Source organism: Rhizobium sp. USDA 4016 (assembly GCF_056279705.1).
The window spans coordinates 2,927,792-2,945,384 of the sequence record NZ_JBWCCY010000004.1 but is presented as its reverse complement, the minus strand read 5'-3'; the positions used below and the strand labels follow the sequence as shown (position 1 = coordinate 2,945,384).

23 protein-coding genes and 1 tRNA gene are annotated in these 17,593 nt (G+C 58.8%); 2 read left to right on the top strand and 22 right to left on the bottom strand.

Annotated elements, in window-relative coordinates; genetic code table 11:
* Positions 1-13 precede the first annotated feature (13 nt).
* The 5 genes from ACZ9DP_RS30260 to ACZ9DP_RS30240 form a co-directional block, all read right to left on the bottom strand.
* On the bottom strand, positions 14-340 hold the full coding sequence (locus tag ACZ9DP_RS30260; protein ID WP_476204501.1) for a DUF2293 domain-containing protein: 327 nt from the start codon (positions 338-340) through the stop codon (positions 14-16).
* Positions 337-543 carry a hypothetical protein gene (locus ACZ9DP_RS30255; protein ID WP_476204499.1) on the bottom strand — a complete coding sequence of 69 codons (207 nt, stop codon included), beginning with the start codon at positions 541-543 and terminating at the stop codon, positions 337-339. The genes ACZ9DP_RS30260 and ACZ9DP_RS30255 overlap by 4 nt, the downstream gene beginning before the upstream one ends.
* A 49-nt stretch (positions 544-592) precedes the next feature.
* Positions 593-790, bottom strand: a complete 198-nt coding sequence (locus ACZ9DP_RS30250; RefSeq protein WP_476204498.1) for a hypothetical protein — start codon at positions 788-790, stop codon at positions 593-595.
* Positions 791-1,065: 275 nt separating this feature from the next.
* On the bottom strand, positions 1,066-1,662 hold the full coding sequence (locus ACZ9DP_RS30245; RefSeq protein WP_476204497.1) for a hypothetical protein: 597 nt from the start codon (positions 1,660-1,662) through the stop codon (positions 1,066-1,068).
* Positions 1,663-1,729: 67 nt separating this feature from the next.
* Positions 1,730-2,155 carry a hypothetical protein gene (locus tag ACZ9DP_RS30240; protein WP_476204496.1) on the bottom strand — a complete coding sequence of 142 codons (426 nt, stop codon included), beginning with the start codon at positions 2,153-2,155 and terminating at the stop codon, positions 1,730-1,732.
* Positions 2,156-2,739: 584 nt separating this feature from the next.
* Between ACZ9DP_RS30240 and ACZ9DP_RS30235 the strand changes: the two genes are divergently transcribed.
* Entirely contained in the window at positions 2,740-3,165 is a 426-nt protein-coding gene (locus ACZ9DP_RS30235) for a hypothetical protein (protein WP_476204495.1), read from the top strand.
* A 40-nt stretch (positions 3,166-3,205) separates the two neighbouring features.
* On the opposite strand, the gene ACZ9DP_RS30230 is transcribed toward ACZ9DP_RS30235, so the two are convergent.
* The 17 genes from ACZ9DP_RS30230 to ACZ9DP_RS30150 form a co-directional block, all read right to left on the bottom strand.
* A complete protein-coding gene (locus ACZ9DP_RS30230; RefSeq protein ID WP_476204494.1) occupies positions 3,206-5,872 on the bottom strand; it encodes a phage tail tape measure protein in 2,667 nt (888 codons plus the stop codon).
* 11 nt (positions 5,873-5,883) lie between these two features.
* Complete coding sequence (locus tag ACZ9DP_RS30225) at positions 5,884-7,509, bottom strand: terminase large subunit (protein ID WP_476204492.1); 1,626 nt, start codon at positions 7,507-7,509, stop codon at positions 5,884-5,886.
* Positions 7,509-7,895 (bottom strand): phage terminase small subunit P27 family, encoded by a 387-nt coding sequence (locus ACZ9DP_RS30220; protein WP_476204490.1) that lies wholly within the window; start codon positions 7,893-7,895, stop codon positions 7,509-7,511. Before ACZ9DP_RS30220 ends, ACZ9DP_RS30225 begins: the two co-directional genes overlap by 1 nt.
* Positions 7,892-8,209, bottom strand: coding sequence for a phage head closure protein (locus ACZ9DP_RS30215; protein WP_476204488.1), 318 nt, complete (start codon positions 8,207-8,209; stop codon positions 7,892-7,894). The genes ACZ9DP_RS30220 and ACZ9DP_RS30215 overlap by 4 nt, the downstream gene beginning before the upstream one ends.
* Complete coding sequence (locus ACZ9DP_RS30210) at positions 8,209-8,625, bottom strand: DUF3168 domain-containing protein (protein WP_476204486.1); 417 nt, start codon at positions 8,623-8,625, stop codon at positions 8,209-8,211. Before ACZ9DP_RS30210 ends, ACZ9DP_RS30215 begins: the two co-directional genes overlap by 1 nt.
* Positions 8,622-9,053, bottom strand: a complete 432-nt coding sequence (locus tag ACZ9DP_RS30205; protein WP_476204485.1) for an HK97-gp10 family putative phage morphogenesis protein — start codon at positions 9,051-9,053, stop codon at positions 8,622-8,624. Before ACZ9DP_RS30205 ends, ACZ9DP_RS30210 begins: the two co-directional genes overlap by 4 nt.
* Positions 9,043-9,345, bottom strand: coding sequence for a head-tail connector protein (locus ACZ9DP_RS30200; protein WP_476204484.1), 303 nt, complete (start codon positions 9,343-9,345; stop codon positions 9,043-9,045). The genes ACZ9DP_RS30205 and ACZ9DP_RS30200 overlap by 11 nt, the downstream gene beginning before the upstream one ends.
* A complete protein-coding gene (locus ACZ9DP_RS30195; protein ID WP_476204483.1) occupies positions 9,342-9,968 on the bottom strand; it encodes a hypothetical protein in 627 nt (208 codons plus the stop codon). The genes ACZ9DP_RS30200 and ACZ9DP_RS30195 overlap by 4 nt, the downstream gene beginning before the upstream one ends.
* Complete coding sequence (locus ACZ9DP_RS30190; RefSeq protein ID WP_476204482.1) at positions 9,965-10,318, bottom strand: HNH endonuclease; 354 nt, start codon at positions 10,316-10,318, stop codon at positions 9,965-9,967. Before ACZ9DP_RS30190 ends, ACZ9DP_RS30195 begins: the two co-directional genes overlap by 4 nt.
* Positions 10,315-10,881, bottom strand: coding sequence for a hypothetical protein (locus tag ACZ9DP_RS30185; protein ID WP_476204480.1), 567 nt, complete (start codon positions 10,879-10,881; stop codon positions 10,315-10,317). Before ACZ9DP_RS30185 ends, ACZ9DP_RS30190 begins: the two co-directional genes overlap by 4 nt.
* 63 nt (positions 10,882-10,944) lie before the next feature.
* Entirely contained in the window at positions 10,945-12,516 is a 1,572-nt protein-coding gene (locus tag ACZ9DP_RS30180) for a phage major capsid protein (protein WP_476204479.1), read from the bottom strand.
* The gene (locus tag ACZ9DP_RS30175) at positions 12,513-12,935 is read right to left on the bottom strand and encodes a gene transfer agent family protein (protein ID WP_476204477.1); all 423 of its coding nucleotides are present in this window, start codon (positions 12,933-12,935) and stop codon (positions 12,513-12,515) included. Before ACZ9DP_RS30175 ends, ACZ9DP_RS30180 begins: the two co-directional genes overlap by 4 nt.
* Positions 12,935-13,321 (bottom strand): phage portal protein, encoded by a 387-nt coding sequence (locus ACZ9DP_RS30170; protein WP_476205504.1) that lies wholly within the window; start codon positions 13,319-13,321, stop codon positions 12,935-12,937. Before ACZ9DP_RS30170 ends, ACZ9DP_RS30175 begins: the two co-directional genes overlap by 1 nt.
* Positions 13,322-13,343: 22 nt before the next feature.
* Complete coding sequence (locus tag ACZ9DP_RS30165) at positions 13,344-14,171, bottom strand: phage portal protein (protein WP_476204476.1); 828 nt, start codon at positions 14,169-14,171, stop codon at positions 13,344-13,346.
* Between the two features lie 287 nt (positions 14,172-14,458).
* Complete coding sequence (locus ACZ9DP_RS30160) at positions 14,459-16,252, bottom strand: DUF6538 domain-containing protein (RefSeq protein WP_476204475.1); 1,794 nt, start codon at positions 16,250-16,252, stop codon at positions 14,459-14,461.
* A gap of 172 nt (positions 16,253-16,424) precedes the next feature.
* Positions 16,425-16,667, bottom strand: coding sequence for a transposase (locus ACZ9DP_RS30155; protein WP_476204474.1), 243 nt, complete (start codon positions 16,665-16,667; stop codon positions 16,425-16,427).
* Between the two features lie 166 nt (positions 16,668-16,833).
* Positions 16,834-17,244 carry a hypothetical protein gene (locus ACZ9DP_RS30150; RefSeq protein ID WP_074066941.1) on the bottom strand — a complete coding sequence of 137 codons (411 nt, stop codon included), beginning with the start codon at positions 17,242-17,244 and terminating at the stop codon, positions 16,834-16,836.
* Positions 17,245-17,513: 269 nt separating this feature from the next.
* On the opposite strand from ACZ9DP_RS30150, the gene ACZ9DP_RS30145 reads away from it, so the two are divergent.
* Positions 17,514-17,590 (top strand) — tRNA-Pro (locus tag ACZ9DP_RS30145).
* Positions 17,591-17,593: the final 3 nt, after the last annotated feature.

The following is a 17,593-nucleotide window of genomic DNA, read 5'->3' as shown; positions in this document are numbered from 1 at the left end:
GAGAAGGAAGCGCTCACTCCCGGCGCTTCTTCCACGACTCTATCATGGTATCGATTTTCGGCTGCACGCGCAGCCGGGCTTCTTTTCGCCGGACACCCACTAACATTAGCTGATCGTATTCGGTTTGCTGGTGTCGCAATTCGTTCTGTATCGTGATGTCAACTGCCGTGGCGACGGGTGCGCTACGCCAGTTCTTCGGCACGGTGCAAATTTGGGTCGCGAAGTAGACAACCGCGATTTCCGGGCATCCCGGATATTCCCGACGAATGAAGTCTTCGATTTCAGGCTGGTCGAACCACTGCCGTTTTCGTTCGCGCTTTCTTTCTGCGCGCGTCTTCACGGCGCATCCCGTAACCGGTTCTGGACAGTGTAGAAGATCGCGCTGGCGAAGTAGTGCGGCAGATAGGCCGCATCGCGCACGTCCCATTCCTCTTGCGTCATCGCCCTGGCTTCATCCATCGCTTCGGCGACAAGGAGGCCGATCATGCCGACCATGAGGTCGTTTGCTTCCTTTGCGGACAGTCCTTCGTATCTGCCGGGCATAGTAGCTCCCTGAAACGGAAGGCCCGCCAGTCACGGCGGGCCAAGGGTATTACGCAACTAAACGCGGGATCATCTCTTCTGCAGCCTTCTGGCAATCTACCGGCCAAATGCCTAGGTCGCCAACGGCTTCAATAATCTGGGTGCGAAGATCGTCGGGCGCTGCCGGATCGAACGTCCGGGCGATCTGCTCAAGCACGTCCACCGCGCCGTGATAAGTCTCCACTGAAATAAAAACCTGCTCCTTCATGAGGAACTCCCTGTTTGCTTGTTGACGGCACAAGGGATGAATCACGCGGGGTGATTTGACAAGCGTAATTTTATTTAAGTTATTGAATTTAAATTATAATCAGTAAGTGCTTACTTATCTTGTTAGCCAAGAGCACCCCTACGCCATGCTTCAAACGTGGGGTGCCCCCTAGCCGAGCAAGAGTGTCAACAAGCGCCCGGTAGGGCCGGCTGCAACAGCCGACACTTGAATTGTAGCACAATCGTCCGGCAAGTGCGGCGCGTCGTGCGAGAAAGTTAGAAGATGGCCTTGTCGGCAAGCGCCTTCGCTGCTTCCTCCTTCTTTGCTAAGCGCCGTGCCTGCCGCTTTTCGCTCTCTGCCTTACGATGGGCGTTCTGATCGTCCGGCGACATTAAGGCAAATTCGGCCTTCATCCGACTCTTGTAATCGAGCTTCGCCGCGGCATGGGCCTGAGCGCTTTCGTCCTGCGTCTTGTGACGCTTCCGGGGCTTAATAGTCCGCCCCTCTTCATCGGCGTCCTTACGGCGCTTGTCACGGCGATTGGCGTTGTAGTCGGCGCGGCCTTCCGGCGTCTTGCGGTGGGCGTCAATGGCGTCCAGCGCTTGCGCTATATGACCGGTGCGCTGATGGCGCTCGATATCTGGCCGGTGCTTGTCCTGCCAAGCCTCAAACACTGCCTTGTGCCGTGAGGGCGGGCGCTGTTCGTCGTAGGCGACAATCTCGGCGATATCGTCTTCGGTGAGGTCGAAGCCGCCTGCCAACTTCGGATCAACCGGGCTGCTTGCCATGAAATTCGCCACAATGTCGCCGGACGTGTTCGCCTCGTCATTGTTCAATATATGTTGACTATCTTCGTCTATCTTGCTAATCATTGTGAACAGTCTTTGAAGCGGATTGTGACCATAGGACCCCGGCGCATAAGCACTCGCCGGGGTTTTCTTATGCTGCGGCCTTTTCGATCTGTTCCGCAAGATCAATAGCGAGATCGCCGGTCATGCTGACTTCCGGGCCGGGCATCGGTGCCGTGAGCTTGAAGCCCCTGCCAAGCCGGATGAAACTGTAACCATCCTTAACGCTGAAGACGCCAGCCTCGCCAGCGACGGTTCCGCGAATGGTCGCGGCCAGCGCCCGCGCACCTTCTACGCTATAAATCTTGCCGGGGCCGTTATCGATCTGGATGGAAACGCCGTCTGCTTCCTTCTTCACGGCGAAGCCAGGAACCGCTGCCGAGATCGTGCCAGCGGCGATTTCCTTGCGGATCATGTGGGTGACGGTTTCAGTGACGGACAGGCCGAGCGCGCCCGCGATGGCGTGAAGCTGTTCGAGGCGGCGCGGAGAGAGGCGAAGGGAATCAGGCTTAGACAAGGGATGCTCCAAAGTGATTTAATCATCCAATATTGGAGTATTAATATGGCAAGAATGTGGCGTAGTGTCCGGCGACGTTATGGCAAATTAGAAAGCTCTAAATGTCCGGCGACGTTATTGCCCGTATACTATGAACATAGATACGTAATAAGAAGATACGTAATAAAGGACAAGAAATTTGCCATAACGTCGCCGGACACTCGCCGCCTGCGGCGGCTCCCTGCGCGGCCTTCGGCCTTGCCAGCGCCTAGCGGCGCTGTCGATTGAAACGCCCGCCCGGAAGGTTCTCTAATCCTGCGGGCGGAAAGAAAGCTTCCGGGCGGGGAAACATCCCATACCGATGTGAGAGGGTTCCGGCCCGGTCGCTCCGCTCCCGGCGCGGAACCTATCTCCGGTCGGACAGGGATCGTTCCCCGTTTCCGCCGTGGCGACTCACTGAGCGGCGTTCTGAGTGCCGGACAGGGAAAGACAGGTCCGAATCCAGGAAACACGTCAGTGACTCGCTGCGGGCCGATTTTACAAGTTGATACAGCAAAATTTCGCAGTTATTCATTGCCATGTAATTGGCGCGGCACGGTGAACTCTTGATCGATGCATTTCACTTTTTCAATGTGTTCGTATCGGGATCACTCAAAGCGCGTTTTGATCAAGCCAAGTTGGTTTCTGATTATATTGCGATGGTCACTCGCGCCGTCATCATCTATTTCCTAATCAGGTTCATCGACAACAATCATGCCTATTTCCCGCCGGGGAGGTTCGCAGAATTCGCTTATGTGTCGATTCAATGCGTGCTGTGGGTGCTACTTCTGCTGCTCGTCACTTCCATAGTCGCTGTGCCGTATGGTGTCTTCACAAGGGCAATGGAGCAAGGCCACGGCAAACGTGGGTGGCGACGGCTTATGTATATGCTTAACGCGTGGATCGTGGGCCTGCTGCTGTCTTTTTGGACTATGGGCGTGGCTGGTGCACTCTTGATGCTAATCATCAAAGAAGGCCAAACAGCACCATAAAGATTAGCTCTCAAGGCATCTGATGACGCTATGAGTCAAACTAGCGGCTCCGGTTGTTGAGAAGGTTGCCGGGCCTCGCCTGCTTCCGCATCTCCTCGGCGACAACGCCGCGCATGGTCTGTTCCATCTGCTTCGCCATACGTCCGGCAAGGTCGGCGTTCTGTTCCGGCGTCCCGGCGCTGCCGTTGATCGTAACGGGCGCGGAAATGGTGATCTGCTGGACCGGCGCGGCGTTGCTGTTCGCGGCCTTCAGGTCATGCTTGCGGATAGAAGGCGCGTTCCCGACATAGCCGCCTTCCGCGAACCCGCCGAGCGCGCCACGGTGAAGAGCCTCAAGGTTGCCGACGCCGATCCGGCTGGTTGCCTTCTTCGACATGACGTATTCGCCACGATGCACGACGCCTGCGGGCTGATACTTCCCGCCGTCGCCGGTATAGCCGCCCTCCGAAAAGCCGAAGATTGCGCCAAGGATGCCGCTACCCATGCCACCAAACAGGCCGGACAAGGGCCCCTTGCCGAGAAGTGCGGCCTGCAACGTGGCGTCGATCAAGCTGTTAAGCAGGTTCTTCAAGGCGCCGTCGAGCGTCTGAGTTCCTGTCAAGAGGCCGGACAGTGACGACGTGAAGGATTCCGCAAAGAACATTTGCGCATTCTTCAGTCCTTCGGTCGAAGCGGCGACTTCCTGATTCTTGACGTTCAACTGATCGGTGAGGGTCAGCTTCTCCCGCATCTTCTGAAGTTCGGCGTCGGTGAGCGTGATGCCGTTGCGCTTCGCCTCCTGCTGGGCCTGATAGACGGCAAGCTCAATCCGTTGCTGGGATACCGACATGCCGGAAATCGACTGTTCGAAGCGGGCGAGGTCCAAGCCTTCCTGCACCGACTGGTTCAAGCTCTTGCGGGCCGCGTCCTGCTGCTTCAGCAATTCCGTCTTCTGCTTTTCAGCATCGGTCGGTGCGAGCGGCTGGGCTCCCGTCGGCGTATTGGCGTAGGCATTACGGATCGTCGCATCGTCCACGTTGCGCAATCCGGTCCATTCCTGCCGAAGTGCTGCCGGATCATTACCACGACGACGCATGAGCGCGCGGGCAAGTTCGTCCTGGGTGTCCTCATCGAACAGACGATCACCGGACAGACCGAGTTCCTTGATAAGTCCCTCAAGGGTTGCGCCGGTAATCTGGTAGCGGCCAAGTGCCGACGAGCCCTTGCCGTCACCATAGAGGGCACGGTTAACAGGGTCCGCGAGCATCTGCTTTTGAAGGGCGCGGACCTGATTGAGGGTCATGCCGACAAGGTTCTGCGCGCCGCCCGTCCAGCGCCCGTTATCGAGGGTCGCGTTATAGCCAGCGCTGCCGCCTTCCACGGCCTGAAGAAGGTCAAGGAAGTTGTCGTGCTTGCCGAAGCGGGCGATGCTCTTGGCGCGGTTCGCAAGGTCGGTCGCGTTCATGACTTCGCCCATCGTCCGGGCGCTGCCTACGGCCTTCTGATAAGCCGCATCAATGCCGTCCGTCGCGGCGAGGGTGTCCAGTTCGGCCTTCAGTTCCGGCACGAGCTTCTTCAGATCGGCAAGCGCGTTCTTAAAATTCGCAGCTGCCGTGACGTTGCCACCGAATGCGCCGGACAAGCTGTTGCTCGCTGCGGACAGTTCCTTAAGCGCCTGCTTAAATTCGTCGCTGCCGCCTGTAATTTCGGTAATCTGCTCATCAACTGCGGACAGTGCCGCGCGAAGCTGGCGAAGCTCTGCCTCCTTCAGGACGTTGAAAGGGTTCGCTTCCGTGTCGGCGATCTGCTTTTCGATACTGGCACGCTGAGCCTGAAGGCGCTTAAGCTGTTCTTCCGGCGAATTGTAGCGGTCAATGATCGCCTGCTTACGCTTGCCGCCCGGATCGCCGGGATTGTTGATGTAGTCGATGATCTGCCCGGCCACGCCGACGCCGGTAATTGCGGCCTGCTTGGCGTAAACCGTGAAGTTGCGCCACATAGTCGCAAATTCGCGGTCAACAGCCCTTGCGGCCTCCTTCTGTTCGTCGGTGAAGGTCCGCGCCTCACTGCGCATCTTCTGGATTTCGGTGACGGATAAGCCAAGAACCTTCGCCATATCTTCCGCGCCGGTTCCACCGAACACTTCATCAAGGATACGGGTCTGCGCTGCCGCGTCCATCTGCTGGAGCTTGCCGATAATCTCATCAAGGAAGCGGTTCGGGTCTTTCAACTTCTGCGCAACGTCGGTTGCGGTGTAGCCGAGACGCTGAAACGCTTCTTCGGCGCTGCCCTTGCCGGTGCGCGCGAACTCGTCGCCCCTAATATTCAACTCCTTCAAGGCATCGGTCACGCCGTCAATGCTCATGCCGGTTGCGGTCGCGACATAGGTCCATTGCTGCCATACCTTCGAAGACACGCCAGCCTTGCGGGCCTCGCGGTCAACTTCGGCAACGCTGTCGGCGATTTCCTTGAGAGCGATAGCCGCGCCGCCTGCCGCTGCCACGAGTGCACCGCCCTTCATGAGCGGTGCGAACATGCTTTCGAGCTTTTCGCCGATGGACGCCGACGCCTTGCCCATCGTCTTTTCCATATTCTGCGCCGACTGCCGAGCACGGCCTTCCATCTTCTTGAAGTTGTCGTTCGTCGCCGAGCGGGCGCGGGCCATGTCCCGCTCATACTTGGTAAGGCGGGCCTCAAGGCTAACGACAAGGCGCTGCGTATCATCCATTGCTAATGTTCCTATGCTGCTTCGGCCATAAGCCGTTCGATTTCGTCGGGGTCGAGTTCATGAAGTGAGCGCTGGTTATCGTTCGCCACGGCGCGCGATACGGCCATTGCGGCGGCAACCGCGCCGTCAATGCGGTCGGTCTTCTTGCCCTTGTGCATCCGCACAAGGCCGGTGTCGTTTCGGCTGGCGACGACGCTATCGAAGTGATGGCGAAGAACCGGATGCCCGTTGTGCCGGATCATGCGCCCGTTCACGGTGCGCTCAAGGTGCCCGATGGCCGGTCCCATCGTAAGGGGTCCCTGTCGCATCTCGATTGCGGGCAAGCCGTCGTCGTGAAGCCGCTGCATCGTCATCCGCGCAAGGTGCGGATCGAAGGCGATTTCGCGCACGTTGTCATTGTCGGCGCAAATCTCGCGAATATGGTTTTCGACCGCTTCCGGCTCGATCACCGGCCCGTCAACCACGTTGATCAAGCCCGCGTCGCGCCACTGCTCATAGGGCACGCCGTCACGCTGCGAACGGCCCTTCAGGTCATCGCCCGGCACAAAGAACCACGGGTGAACGGTGATCCGGCCATCATCGTGACGCCAAGCGCCGACGACTGCGGTGAGGTCACCGTTGACGGACATATCGACGCCAAGGAAGCACGGCAGCCCCGCAAGGTTGGCGAGATCAAAATGCGGATCAAGGCCGCTGTCATAGACACTCATATCGAACAGCGGGTCACGGGAAGCAGCCTGCCAGATATTGAGGTTGAACTGCTGGAACGCGAAACGCTCCGCGGGGCGGTCGGCGGCTTCCTTTGCCGCGGTGCGCAGGGCGTTCAAGTTCGGAAAGCCATGCGCAAGTCCGGGATTGACGCGATGCCAAACCGCTTCGTCCCGCCAATCGTCGCCGGGTGCTGCTTCAAAAATGATTGGCAGATATGCCGGGTTGTTGATTTCGCCGAGCGCGACACGCCGGGCATAATCATATTCGGTGAAGCCGAGGTTTTCAGAACCGCGCCCCGCAGTCGTCGCGATCACCATAAGCGTGCCGCTGGTCTTCACCATGCCGGACTTCAGGGCTTCCCAAAGGTCGCGGCCCTTCCACACATGGATTTCATCGACAAGCACGAACGCGGGCGTCTTGCCGTGCTGGGCCGCGCCGTCGCTGGAAATGGCCTGAAGTTCGACACCTTCGGACTTGAGGACGATCTTCTTCGCACTGTTGTGCGCGTCATAGATGCGGGTCGCGGCGACAAGACGCTTGTCCATGCGGACGATGTTCGCAGCCTCCTTGAAGCCAAGACCGGCCTGCTCACGGTCGGACGCTGCAAAGATTACCTGTCCAGCCGGAACACGTTCCGGGCCGATGGTGTGAAGCAGGGCGAGCGCTGCCGCAAGGCTGGTCTTGCGGTTGCCGCGCGGGATCATCCAAAAGACAGTTTCGACAATGCGCCTGCCGTCCGGGTGCCGGGGTCCATAGATGCGCCGGACGATCCGTTCCTGCCAGTCGTGAAGCTGGAAAGCGGACTTCGGCGCGGTGCTGTTCGGGTGCTTCAGCAACCGGAGAAATTTCACGGCGCGCTCGCCATAGCCGAACGGGTCGGGAATATCGCTGCCGTCAAAGATCCAATCGGGATAGGTGCTCGCCATCACTGCACCATCAGAGGATTGTCGCTATCGTCATCGGCTGACGCGCTGCCGACACGAGCGCGGGAGACAGGCGACAAGCCATATTCGGCGGCAAGCTGCCGGGCCGTCTGCATTGCCTTGTCCTGAAGGCGGCAAAGCTTCATGTCGATTTCGCCGGAACTGCGAAGGGTGTCTTCAATCTCGCGGACAAGGCCACGGGCGCGGCAATAGTCTTCGACGCCGCCGAGATCGCCGCGCGTGATGATGCCGCGTTCAATGAGGCCGGGCATGATCCGCTTCCATTCGGCGCGCGCATAGGCGGAAAGCTGCTTCGGCGGTGCCGGTGCCTTCGCCAGTGCGTTGCTATCGCGTTCGATGGTCGGCTTCACGCCGCGAAGGTGGGTCACTTCAGGGCCTCACCGCGAAGTTCCAGCGCATCGTGCCTGCCGAGTTCCTTGATTTCCTTGATGCCGTAGGCAACGCCGTCATAGGTCACGCGGTCGGCGGTCGTGATGCCAGGGCGATAACGGACACGGAAAATCACGGTCCCGGTTTCGGCCTCGCCGTAGCCGGTGAAGAATTCGCTCGCTGTCTGCTGAAGGACTTCCGCCCATACGGTCGCGACGGGTGCCCACGCCTTTACGACGCTGCCTGAGGGCTTCACGGTTTCCGTCTCGCGCTCAATAGTGATGCGGCGATCCATGTTCCCGATATTGAGCATTAGACAATCCATCGAATGAGGGCTTCGACGGACAGGACGCCATGACCATAAGCGGGGTCAGGATCGCGCGGGAACCGGGATGCGGTCACGCGGAAATGATCGCAATAGCCGCCTTCGATAGCGACATTCCGCTTGTCGAGGGCTGCAGTTACGACGCCTGCGATTTCCTTCGCCGCATCCTGCCCGGCATCAAGCGTCCAAACATGGATATCCAAATAGACCCATGCGGTGCGCTGGCTACTGTAGTCGTGCCCGTGCAAGCTGGTATTGCCGTCGCTCATCATGATGCATGGCGTCTTGTCGGGCCGCGTGCTGCCTGCCCGGATATGGTCAGCCGGAACAAGGTCGGTCACTTCCGGGTTGCCGACAAGGCGGGCGCGAATTGCGGTCTGAAGGGCTAAGGTCGGTTCAATCATTGCTCATTCCATGCGTCTTTGACGGCCTTCTTTGCGGCGCGGTTGATGCGGTTCTGAAGGCGCTTGCGGAGAAGGCGAAGGGCGGGCCAAAAGAAGGGCTGGGCTTCGGCATTGGCAGTGCCGTATTCGACAAGATGCGCGTAACGCACGTCACTGTTTCCAGCGGTCACGATGACTTCCGTTTCACCGGCAACGCGACTTCCGCCCGGCTGCGAATATGCGGGCGTCGAATGTCCCGGCATAGTGACATGGATGCTGTCAATGAGCGCGCCGGTATCGCGGGACGTTTCGGCGAGCGCCTTCTGTGCTGCCGCAAGCTCATCGCCGGACTTCAGCAAGGCCGGAAGCACGGCCTCACGCGGCGCGCGGGTGATCCGGTCGAAAGCTGCCATCGTTTCGGCAAGCCCGTTATTGCTCTTATTCGCCATCGCCGAACCACTCTTCGCGGTAGGAATCGAGGATCGAAGTGACGCCGAGCGGCGCAAGCTGGGCCGAAACGCCGAAAGTCGCGATGTTCCTGCACTCGAAATAGAAGGAAACGAGGCGCAAAATCGCAATCTTTACGTCTGCCGGAAGCGGGTCCAGGTCGCTGAGCGGCTTGCCGATGTAATTCGAGATCCACGTTTCCGCGCCGTCGATATAGAGCGAAACAAGCTCATCTTCGGCGCTTCCGTCGATCTTCATGTGTGCCTTGGCGAGGTCGAGGCTTACTGCGCTCATGCGTTATTCCCTGAAAAAGTTATATTGGTGCTCTCTTGTGAAGTGCTCCCCCCGCCGGTCCCCTCCACGTCGCCAAAGTTCAAGACCACCCCCGGAGGGTCGGCGAGTAAGTTGGCGATCACGGTTTCGGCGGGTTCAGACTTGATGCGGTGATAGAGCGTGGAGCGCGACATGCCGATGTAGTCGGCCCATTCGGTGATGCTCATCGTCATGCCTGCAACGGTAATGCCCGAACGACGCGTGGACTGATGCCGCACTGCTGCCTCAAGACTGCCGAGGCGGCTAATGCGCGTGTTCAGCGCGTTATAGGTAATGCCGAGGTGATAAGCCCAGTCACGCCGCGTCAGGCTGAGTCCGTCCACAGTGACGCGCTTCGCTTCCGCAACAGGCTTCGGCAACGGAACGGAGGGAACAGCGGGCTTAGGCTTGGGTGCAGGCTTGGCCTTCGGAAGGCGGGGCCTGAACGTCATCTTAGGCGGTTCCCTGCCGAGCCAATTGGCGATTTCGTTGCGGGTGTCCTGCCGACGCCGTTCGATATAGGCGAAAGCACGCTGCCGGATGGCTATGCATTCGGCTGCAAACTCCTGCTTGTCGATAAGGCGGGCGCGTTCGGCGGGCGTCATAGACTGCGCTCCTGGCGCTGCTTCACCCTGTCATGGCAGGGCTTGCACAAAGGCTGCCAGTTCGCCCGGTGCCAAAACAGGCGCTTGTCGCCACGGTGCGGGACGATGTGATCCACGACAGTTGCGAGACTGGTAACGCCGTGGGTGCTGCACTCCCGGCAGTGCGGGTGTATGCCGAGGTATTCGAGGCGCGCCTTACGCCATTCGTGGTTATAGCCACGGGCACGGGCCGAAGGGCGGCGCGCATCATGGCGGGCATTGCGTTCGCGGGTCGCGGTGCGCTGGCATTCACAAAGGACGCCATGCGGCACAACAAGGCCACAGGAACAGATGCGGGCGGGCTTGCTCATGCCGCACCTGCAATCTTCGCCTTAAGGGCGCGAAGTCCGGCACGGTCAAATTCGGGATCGAGGCCAGCGGCGACATTGCGCGCTGCCTGTTCGGGGTCGGCCTTTTCGGTCGGCTGCTTGTCGTCTTCACTGCTGCCGTGAATAGCCTTCAACTTGGCGATATGGCCGGAATAAGCGCGGTCGATTTCGGTCGGCGTGGCGTTCCATGCGGTTTCGGGCGTCCAGCCGAGCCAGCCGGTCGCCTTCTCATAGAGGTCCGCATAGAAGTCAGGCCATGCGACGGGCTTGCCGGGGTTGGTGACGGGCTTCGCCTGCGGATCGGGCGCGGGTTGCAACATGAGCACGAGTTCGGCGAGCGGCTGACCCACGGCCATGAAGAAAGTGGAAAGCGGCTTTCCAGCTAAGAAGGCCAAGAAAGCCGCTGCATCCTGCGCGGGGGACGAAGCCGCGAGGATGACTTCTGAAATGACGGTGAAGCTGCCTTCGTCAAGCGCCCGGAACAGCGCCGCGAAGCCGAAGCGTGCTTCAAGGATGACTGCGGCCCGCAGGGAAGGGCGAAGCATCACGGTCTTTCCACCGTGCGCAATCGTTACCTGCTCATATGCGGGCCGCTGATAGGTCATGGATTAGGCCGCGACCTTCAGCTTGATGAAGCGGTCGGGATGCGTCACGTCCGCGCCGACACGCTTGCGGGCGTGGAAACGAACCTGCCCCTTACCGGCGAGGGTGTAGGGATCGCGGAGCGTCGAAAGGCCGATGCGGTCAACAATCCTGTAGCCGGACATGTCGCCGAAAAGGATCGGGAACTTGCCAGCGTCGATATCATCCATATCGGGCATTTCGACAATCGGGCGACCGAGAAGCGTGGAAGCTCCTGCGCCCGAAATCGGATCAAGGACAAGATAACGGCCGTTGCCGTCCTGCCACTGCCGGATCGTGCCGAGCGTGTTGCGGTTCATGAGCCAAACGCCGTTCTGCGCATGGGTCGTGGCGATCTTATGATACATTTCGATGATCACGTTCGCCGGGTTCGCGCCGCTGAAGTTGTCAGCAACGCCGGTCTTGATTTCAGCGATGCCGGTCGCGGTCATGATGCCCTTCGGCTGCTTAATGCCGGTGCCCTTCACGAACGCGAGACCTTCGGTCTTTCCGAAGCTTTCGGCGTAGTCGGCCAGAAGCTCGCCTTCGAGACCGTAGGCGTTGTCTTCGAGAAGCTGATTGGAAACGTCGGTGTAGGTCGCCAGTTCAATCGGCGTCAGCGTGACCTGTTCGAAGGTCATGCCGCTTTCGGTGCGGTCTTCGGTTTCATCCACCCACGTTGCGGCAGTGCCGGACACGCGGCGCGGATACTTGATTTCCGGGCTGGAAATGTTGACGACGCGCGCATAGCTGCGGATCGGCGAATATTCGTTCAAGAGCTTGATAAGCTCGCTGCCGAATTCTTCCGGGGCCAGGTATCCGCCGTTTGCGTCCGTCGAGACGGTGAGCGCCTTGACTTCATCCGGGCTGATGCGTTCGACGCCGCGGCGAAGATAGGAGACAAACGCCTTCTTCTCGCTGTTGTCGTTTTCGCCTGCCGGATGGTTGTTGTTCGCGGCAAGCGGGCGGTGAGCCTTGGCTTCCAACTTATCGACGCGGGCCTTGATGGCCTTCAGTTCTTCCGGGGATGCAACCGGGTCGGACTTGATGACAGTTTCGCCGGACGCAATCGCGACGGCCTTATGTTCGTTTTCCATGCTGTTTCCTTCGATGATGGATTTCACTTCAAGGGTGCGGGCGTCCGGGTGGACCGGGCGACGGCAAAGGGAAATTTCGGTAATGGTGAGATCGGTCAGGACACGCCCGCCTTCGGGGCGGGCCTTGTGTTCATGAAGCTGGTAGCCGATGGACAGGCCGGACATGCTACCGGCGACAAGGCGACGGCGTGCCTCGCGGGCGGGGCCGATGCCTTCCACAAACAAGCGGCCCCTTACCTCAAGGCCCTTGTCGGTGACGGTGTGAGAATTCCAGATGCCGACAACCTGCCGCTGTTCGTGTTCAACGATCATCGGGACTTCAGGCGCAAACTTGAACGCGGTCGGTTCGATAAGGTCGCCGTAGCTGTCGGGCTTGCCGAAGGGCCACGCGATGCCGGTCACGGTGCCGGTGTCGTCAATCGAGACTTCAGCCTTGATTTCGAGGGTTTCCGTTTCGGTCAAAGGCCTGCATCCTTCAGCGTTTCGTTGATCGCTGCGGCGAGATCGCCGGAAGCTGCGGCTAAGGCGTGGGCGGCAACTTCAGAGTGAGCCGCATCGAATTCGCTATAGTCCACAACCTGTTCCGGCTTGCCGCTCCAACGGGCGTCAAGAATGTCAAATGCGAGCGGAAACACTTCCATAACCGGGCGGGGCTTGGCGTAGGTATCGACAAGCGTTTGAGCTTCAGCCGGGGAAGTCCCGCCACCGATAAGGCCGGTGCGGATAATTTCGATCATGTCGGCGAAATGGAAATTTTGCCGCATGAAGCGGGCATAGAGCGCGGCGATACCGACGCCGGTCTTCCGCTCAAGCTCATGAATCATTTCGGTCGTGAGGGCGAAGGTCTTTTCGCCGTCACCAAAATAGGCGGTGTGCTGCATTAGGCTGCTTCCTTCGACTGCGGGCGTTCTGCCCTGCCGGTCGTGGTAGTGGTCGTGTAGGGATTTGCGAGTTCGTCGCCGCCCGGCAGTGCGGGCAGGTTCATTGCGGCGCGGACTTCGTTCGGAGTCATGGCGCGCATGGCGACAAGCTTGCCGAAGATTTCGGCCCGGCCTGCCGCGTCGGCGCGCTGAAGGTCATCAATGACGAATTCGAAATAGAGGGTGTCGCGTTCTTCGTCGGTGAGAAGCACGGTCGCATAGGCGTCCTGCCACTTGTCGAGCCAAGGGCGAAGGCAAAGCTGAAGGAAGCTCGCGGCCATCTGTTCCGCGTTGCTCCACGTCGCGCGTTCAAGCTGATAGAGCATGTGCGGGGGAACGCCGAAGATGCGGGCAATTTCGTTGATCTGTTCAAGGCGGTTTTCGATGAACTGCGCATCGGCTGCTGGTCATCGTCGGCTGTTCGAAGTTCCAGCCTGCGTCCAGAATGAGCGGGTCGCCGTTGGCGTTGGACTTCCACTTGCGCCATGACTTCAGAATATTGGCGATGGCTGCGGTTCCAGCTTCGCCACCCTGGAGCTTTTCATTGGTAATGATGCCGCTAGGGCGAGCACCGGAACCGAAGAACTGCGAGGCGTGGCGCTCAAGAACAGCGGCAACCCCGATAGCCTCACGGCCAAGCTTAACCGGCGAGACGCCAGCAAAGGCCGGGATATAAAGAACATCGCGATAGGAAAGCTGCACCTGTCCGCGTTCGGTGGAAACGAGATAGAAGGGTTCGCCGGTCAGGTCATCGCAACGGCGCTGCACCTTTGAAGCGTCGAGCCGGTGAAGCTCAAGGGGGCGGTCGTCCGAAGCGCGGACAACCTGCGCATAGCCCGCGCCATGAAGCAGGGCGTCAATCGTGAGGTCAATGCGTAGCTGCCCGGCGCTGGTCCAGTCGTTCGCGCGGCTATGGGTGATCTTGTAGCCCGTGTGATCCTTGGCCGCGTCCTTACTGTCATCGGTTTCCCGATAGAGCTTGCAAGGAAGTGAACCGATAGTTTCTGAGATCAACCGGACGGCATGAAGAACTGCCGGAACGCGCATCGCGGAATATCCAGTAACGGACACGCCGGACGTAGTAGGAATGACGCCGAAGATTTCATTGATCGCCGGATCAATGAGAGAATACGCTTTCTGTTCTACCGGAAAGCCGAGCGCCTTCTTCGCACTTGAAACAATGCCGGTAAAATTCATGCCTTCGTCCTCAATTAACTTGAGGACAGAATCTCACACACGATTCTGTAAGTAAACACTTACCAATCGATTTTTGTGATAATTTTTAATGAATCATCATTTATCTGAATGGGTTGTGAGGCCGGACCTTTGCGGTTTCTTGCGTGGGAGAAACAACCTTCTTCGTATATCTGGGATGACGCACGATCACTTATGGAGAATCGAATGCGTCGCATCATCGAAATTTTGGACGTGATTCACCTGCTACTCGAAATTGTCAGGTCCATTATCGACCTTGCGCCCTTCCTCTATTGAGGGTGCAAGTGTCCAAGTTCTACGCCGGGATAGGCAATGGCGTTCACAAGTTCCACGCGCTGTTCCAGCATTCCTTGCGGAAGAATGCCATAGCGCCCGGTCATGGTGCCGGACGTATGACCGAGGATGAAGCCGAAATGTTCGTCCAGATATTCGGCCCGGCGAAGGGCATCGGTCGCACCATGCCGGAAGCTGTAGAGGGACAGGCCGCGCCCGGTTTTCATGCCGAGCCGGGTGAGATAGCGCCCAAACTCGCGGCTGAAATCGGCGATCATCTGGCCGCGTGAATTGCGCTCTGCCAGCGGGAACAGGCGCGTTTGCCCGGCCTGTTTCATGCCTGCATGATAGTCGAGGAAGCCGAGCTTCACGAGTTCCTTATGAACCGGCACGACGCGCATAGAGCCGTCAGTCTTCACACTCTTGTCGCCGTCGCCTTCGGTCGTGATGTGCATGATCCAATGGCCGTGTTCCCGCCGAACGTCAGAAACCGCAAGCTGGGCAATCTCGCCCGGACGCGCGCCAGAATAGAGCATGATCAACGGAACCCAAAAACGATGATCGCGGATAAGGACGTTGCCGGGCTTGGCAATGTTCCGCCACTCGTCGGCGCTCTGGCATCCGGTGAACAACGGCGATTTGAACAGGGTGTTCATCTGGTCGGTAGTGAAGGGGAAGACCTTCTTCTTTTTGTCCTTTGCCAAGGACATGCCATCGGTCGGGTTCACGTCAATATAGCCATGCGCCACAAGCCAGTTGCAGAACGCACCGAGGCTGGAAAGGTAGCGGTTGACGGTGCGCGGGGTGAGGACCGGCTTGCCGACTTCCTCATTGTGCTTGACGATCTGCACAATCTTCATTCCGGCAAACACCTTCGTTTCAGTCGCCTTCACCGGATACTTCATCAAGAGGGCCTTCCACTCGCGGACGGCCTTCTTATCGATCCTGTGAACCGGGCAAGTGCTGCCGACATAATCAACGAACGTTCCGATGTCGCGGCGGGCCTGTGCAAGAGTGTCGGCGGTGATGCTGTTCGGGTTCTCTTGTTCGTAGGTTGCGAACACTTCCATGATGCTTTCGCCCGGCGCTGCGGTTTCGCGGGCCTTGCCGGTCGCGGGCTTTACAATGGGATCGGTCGGGGTGCCTGAATAATCGCCCCTGTCGCGCTCAAGGCCGCGTTGCAACCCTTCGATTTCCGCCCGCGTCATGAGGCTGCAAAGTTCGCGGTATACGTCGGAGCCGAGTTCTACAAGCAGACGGTGACGGGCGATGAAACTCTTCACTGCAGGCTCAATAAACTTGATATCGCCAGAAGTCAGTGCGGCCTTGAGGGCGGTCAGGCGACGGGCGCGAAGGTTTGCATCATCGGTGCGCGCCCGAAGCATAAGCTCATAGTCTGTATAGGCGTTGACCATGCCAATGAAGTTATCAGAATTAATTTCGCCCTTGTCGATGCGGCGTAAGAGCTGCTGCTCTTCCGCGTCGATATCGGCGGGCGTCGGCATGCCCCGACGCTTTCGTTCGTCGCGCTCAAGGGTCGCTTCGTAGTGCTGCCATACTGCCGTCGCCTTATCGTCGGCGGTGATTTCACGGCGGGATCGAATATCCTCAAATTCGGTGCGCCATGCCTCAATGATCGGCCACAGGCGCGTCTTAGCCTCATTCTCTTCCTTCGTGCGGAGAGACTTTTTGCGCACCTCGCTGCCGAGGTGCTTCACAAGATCGGTCGGAATATCGATGCGGGCGTAATAGGTGCCGTTGCGTCTTTCAAGGTATGTCAGGCGGGCCATTTTTGAGGTATCCGTAACAGTGCTCCGTAACACCATTCCGTAACAGTCCGGGAAAAATAGGTCAATAAAAACAATTAGTTTTTGGATATCATGGCCTTAAATAAACTTGGATTTTGTTCCTGGCGCCCCAGCCAAGACTGTTCTGGTCCATACCGGACACATAGGTTACGGTTTACTCCTGAGACATAGGTAACACTTTCGGCCCGAACAGCAATCGGTAACAGTTCTCCCGGCCGTGAATTGCGTCTGGTGTCTCTTGCCGCTGTTGCAAGAGCTTTTGCCACTGATAAAGGCCCTTGCGCGAAATCCCCAACTCGCGAGCAAGCTTGCTGACATTGGCGCCTGCAGCCATTCGCTGAACCGCTGCCAGCTTAACCTCGCGACTAAACCGCCGCCCAGGATCGTCCGTCCTCATTAGTTCTCCTAACGGAGAACTGTTACCATGCTTTTGTCTCAAAATCGGAGAGCACCACAGTTTGGACGTTGTTCCAGTCTGCATGTCTCGTCGTCGAAATAGCCAATGAAAGAGAAGGCAGCCTGCAGGCTGCCTTTTCCGCACTGATACTGGCCGCGAAACTCGGCTACTGAGCCGTTTCCGGCGCCAGAAACTCCGCACAATAGGACTTGCTGTTTTCGCCCGGGATGTCGCCGACTGTGCGGATGGAGCGGATGGTGTAGCTGGAATCGGCGGTGACTTCGGCCTGGCAGCGGAGATAGAGCGTGCGGGCGGCAGCGATCTGCTTGCCGCGCTTGCCGTTTTCGCCTTCGGCATATTTCGCCGGGACGCGGATCCTCTTGTAGCCGCCCTTCCAAGTATAAACGGTGGCCGAGCCGTTTTCGGTATCTGCGATCGGCGGGCCGTAGGCGGCGAAGAACTTGCCGGCCGATTGGCCGGTCCAGCGTGCGGAAATCGGATCGCCTGCAGAAGGAATGGTCGTGCAGCCGGCAAGCGCAATGGCAAGCCCGACCGCGGCAGTGGTGCGGAGTTTCATCTAATCGTCCCTGAATTTGTCGCGCATTCGACGGCGGGAATCGCTGTCTGCCAACGGTTTCCGCTTGTCCCGTGGAGCGCTTTAGCGCGGAACCCGGCAAAAGAAAATTGCCCTGTCTTCGCGATGGCGAAATTTGCCGCGAGTGTGGCTTTTTGTTGCAGTTTTAGGCTGCGCCGGGCCTTGTCACCCCTCTGTCAAAAATGCGCCGGGTTTTGAAATTTGGTGCTTGCGCAATAAGATGGGCCGGTCTATAGAGGCGCCGCTGGTCACGGAGTGTAGCGCAGTCTGGTAGCGCACCACGTTCGGGACGTGGGGGTCGAGTGTTCGAATCACTCCACTCCGACCAGCC

What these genes read in the sequence shown, in the direction of transcription:
- ACZ9DP_RS30255 (WP_476204499.1), bottom strand. Translation starts at nt 543, where the DNA reads ATGCCCGGCAGATACGAAGGACTGTCCGCAAAGGAAGCAAACGACCTC.
- ACZ9DP_RS30250 (WP_476204498.1), bottom strand. Translation starts at nt 790, where the DNA reads ATGAAGGAGCAGGTTTTTATTTCAGTGGAGACTTATCACGGCGCGGTG.
- ACZ9DP_RS30245 (WP_476204497.1), bottom strand. Translation starts at nt 1,662, where the DNA reads ATGATTAGCAAGATAGACGAAGATAGTCAACATATATTGAACAATGAC.
- ACZ9DP_RS30230 (WP_476204494.1), bottom strand. Translation starts at nt 5,872, where the DNA reads ATGGATGATACGCAGCGCCTTGTCGTTAGCCTTGAGGCCCGCCTTACC.
- ACZ9DP_RS30225 (WP_476204492.1), bottom strand. Translation starts at nt 7,509, where the DNA reads ATGGCGAGCACCTATCCCGATTGGATCTTTGACGGCAGCGATATTCCC.
- ACZ9DP_RS30215 (WP_476204488.1), bottom strand. Translation starts at nt 8,209, where the DNA reads ATGCTCAATATCGGGAACATGGATCGCCGCATCACTATTGAGCGCGAG.
- ACZ9DP_RS30210 (WP_476204486.1), bottom strand. Translation starts at nt 8,625, where the DNA reads ATGATTGAACCGACCTTAGCCCTTCAGACCGCAATTCGCGCCCGCCTT.
- ACZ9DP_RS30205 (WP_476204485.1), bottom strand. Translation starts at nt 9,053, where the DNA reads ATGGCGAATAAGAGCAATAACGGGCTTGCCGAAACGATGGCAGCTTTC.
- ACZ9DP_RS30200 (WP_476204484.1), bottom strand. Translation starts at nt 9,345, where the DNA reads ATGAGCGCAGTAAGCCTCGACCTCGCCAAGGCACACATGAAGATCGAC.
- ACZ9DP_RS30195 (WP_476204483.1), bottom strand. Translation starts at nt 9,968, where the DNA reads ATGACGCCCGCCGAACGCGCCCGCCTTATCGACAAGCAGGAGTTTGCA.
- ACZ9DP_RS30190 (WP_476204482.1), bottom strand. Translation starts at nt 10,318, where the DNA reads ATGAGCAAGCCCGCCCGCATCTGTTCCTGTGGCCTTGTTGTGCCGCAT.
- ACZ9DP_RS30185 (WP_476204480.1), bottom strand. Translation starts at nt 10,881, where the DNA reads ATGCTTCGCCCTTCCCTGCGGGCCGCAGTCATCCTTGAAGCACGCTTC.
- ACZ9DP_RS30175 (WP_476204477.1), bottom strand. Translation starts at nt 12,935, where the DNA reads ATGCAGCACACCGCCTATTTTGGTGACGGCGAAAAGACCTTCGCCCTC.
- ACZ9DP_RS30165 (WP_476204476.1), bottom strand. Translation starts at nt 14,171, where the DNA reads ATGAATTTTACCGGCATTGTTTCAAGTGCGAAGAAGGCGCTCGGCTTT.
- ACZ9DP_RS30160 (WP_476204475.1), bottom strand. Translation starts at nt 16,252, where the DNA reads ATGGCCCGCCTGACATACCTTGAAAGACGCAACGGCACCTATTACGCC.
- ACZ9DP_RS30155 (WP_476204474.1), bottom strand. Translation starts at nt 16,667, where the DNA reads ATGAGGACGGACGATCCTGGGCGGCGGTTTAGTCGCGAGGTTAAGCTG.
- ACZ9DP_RS30150 (WP_074066941.1), bottom strand. Translation starts at nt 17,244, where the DNA reads ATGAAACTCCGCACCACTGCCGCGGTCGGGCTTGCCATTGCGCTTGCC.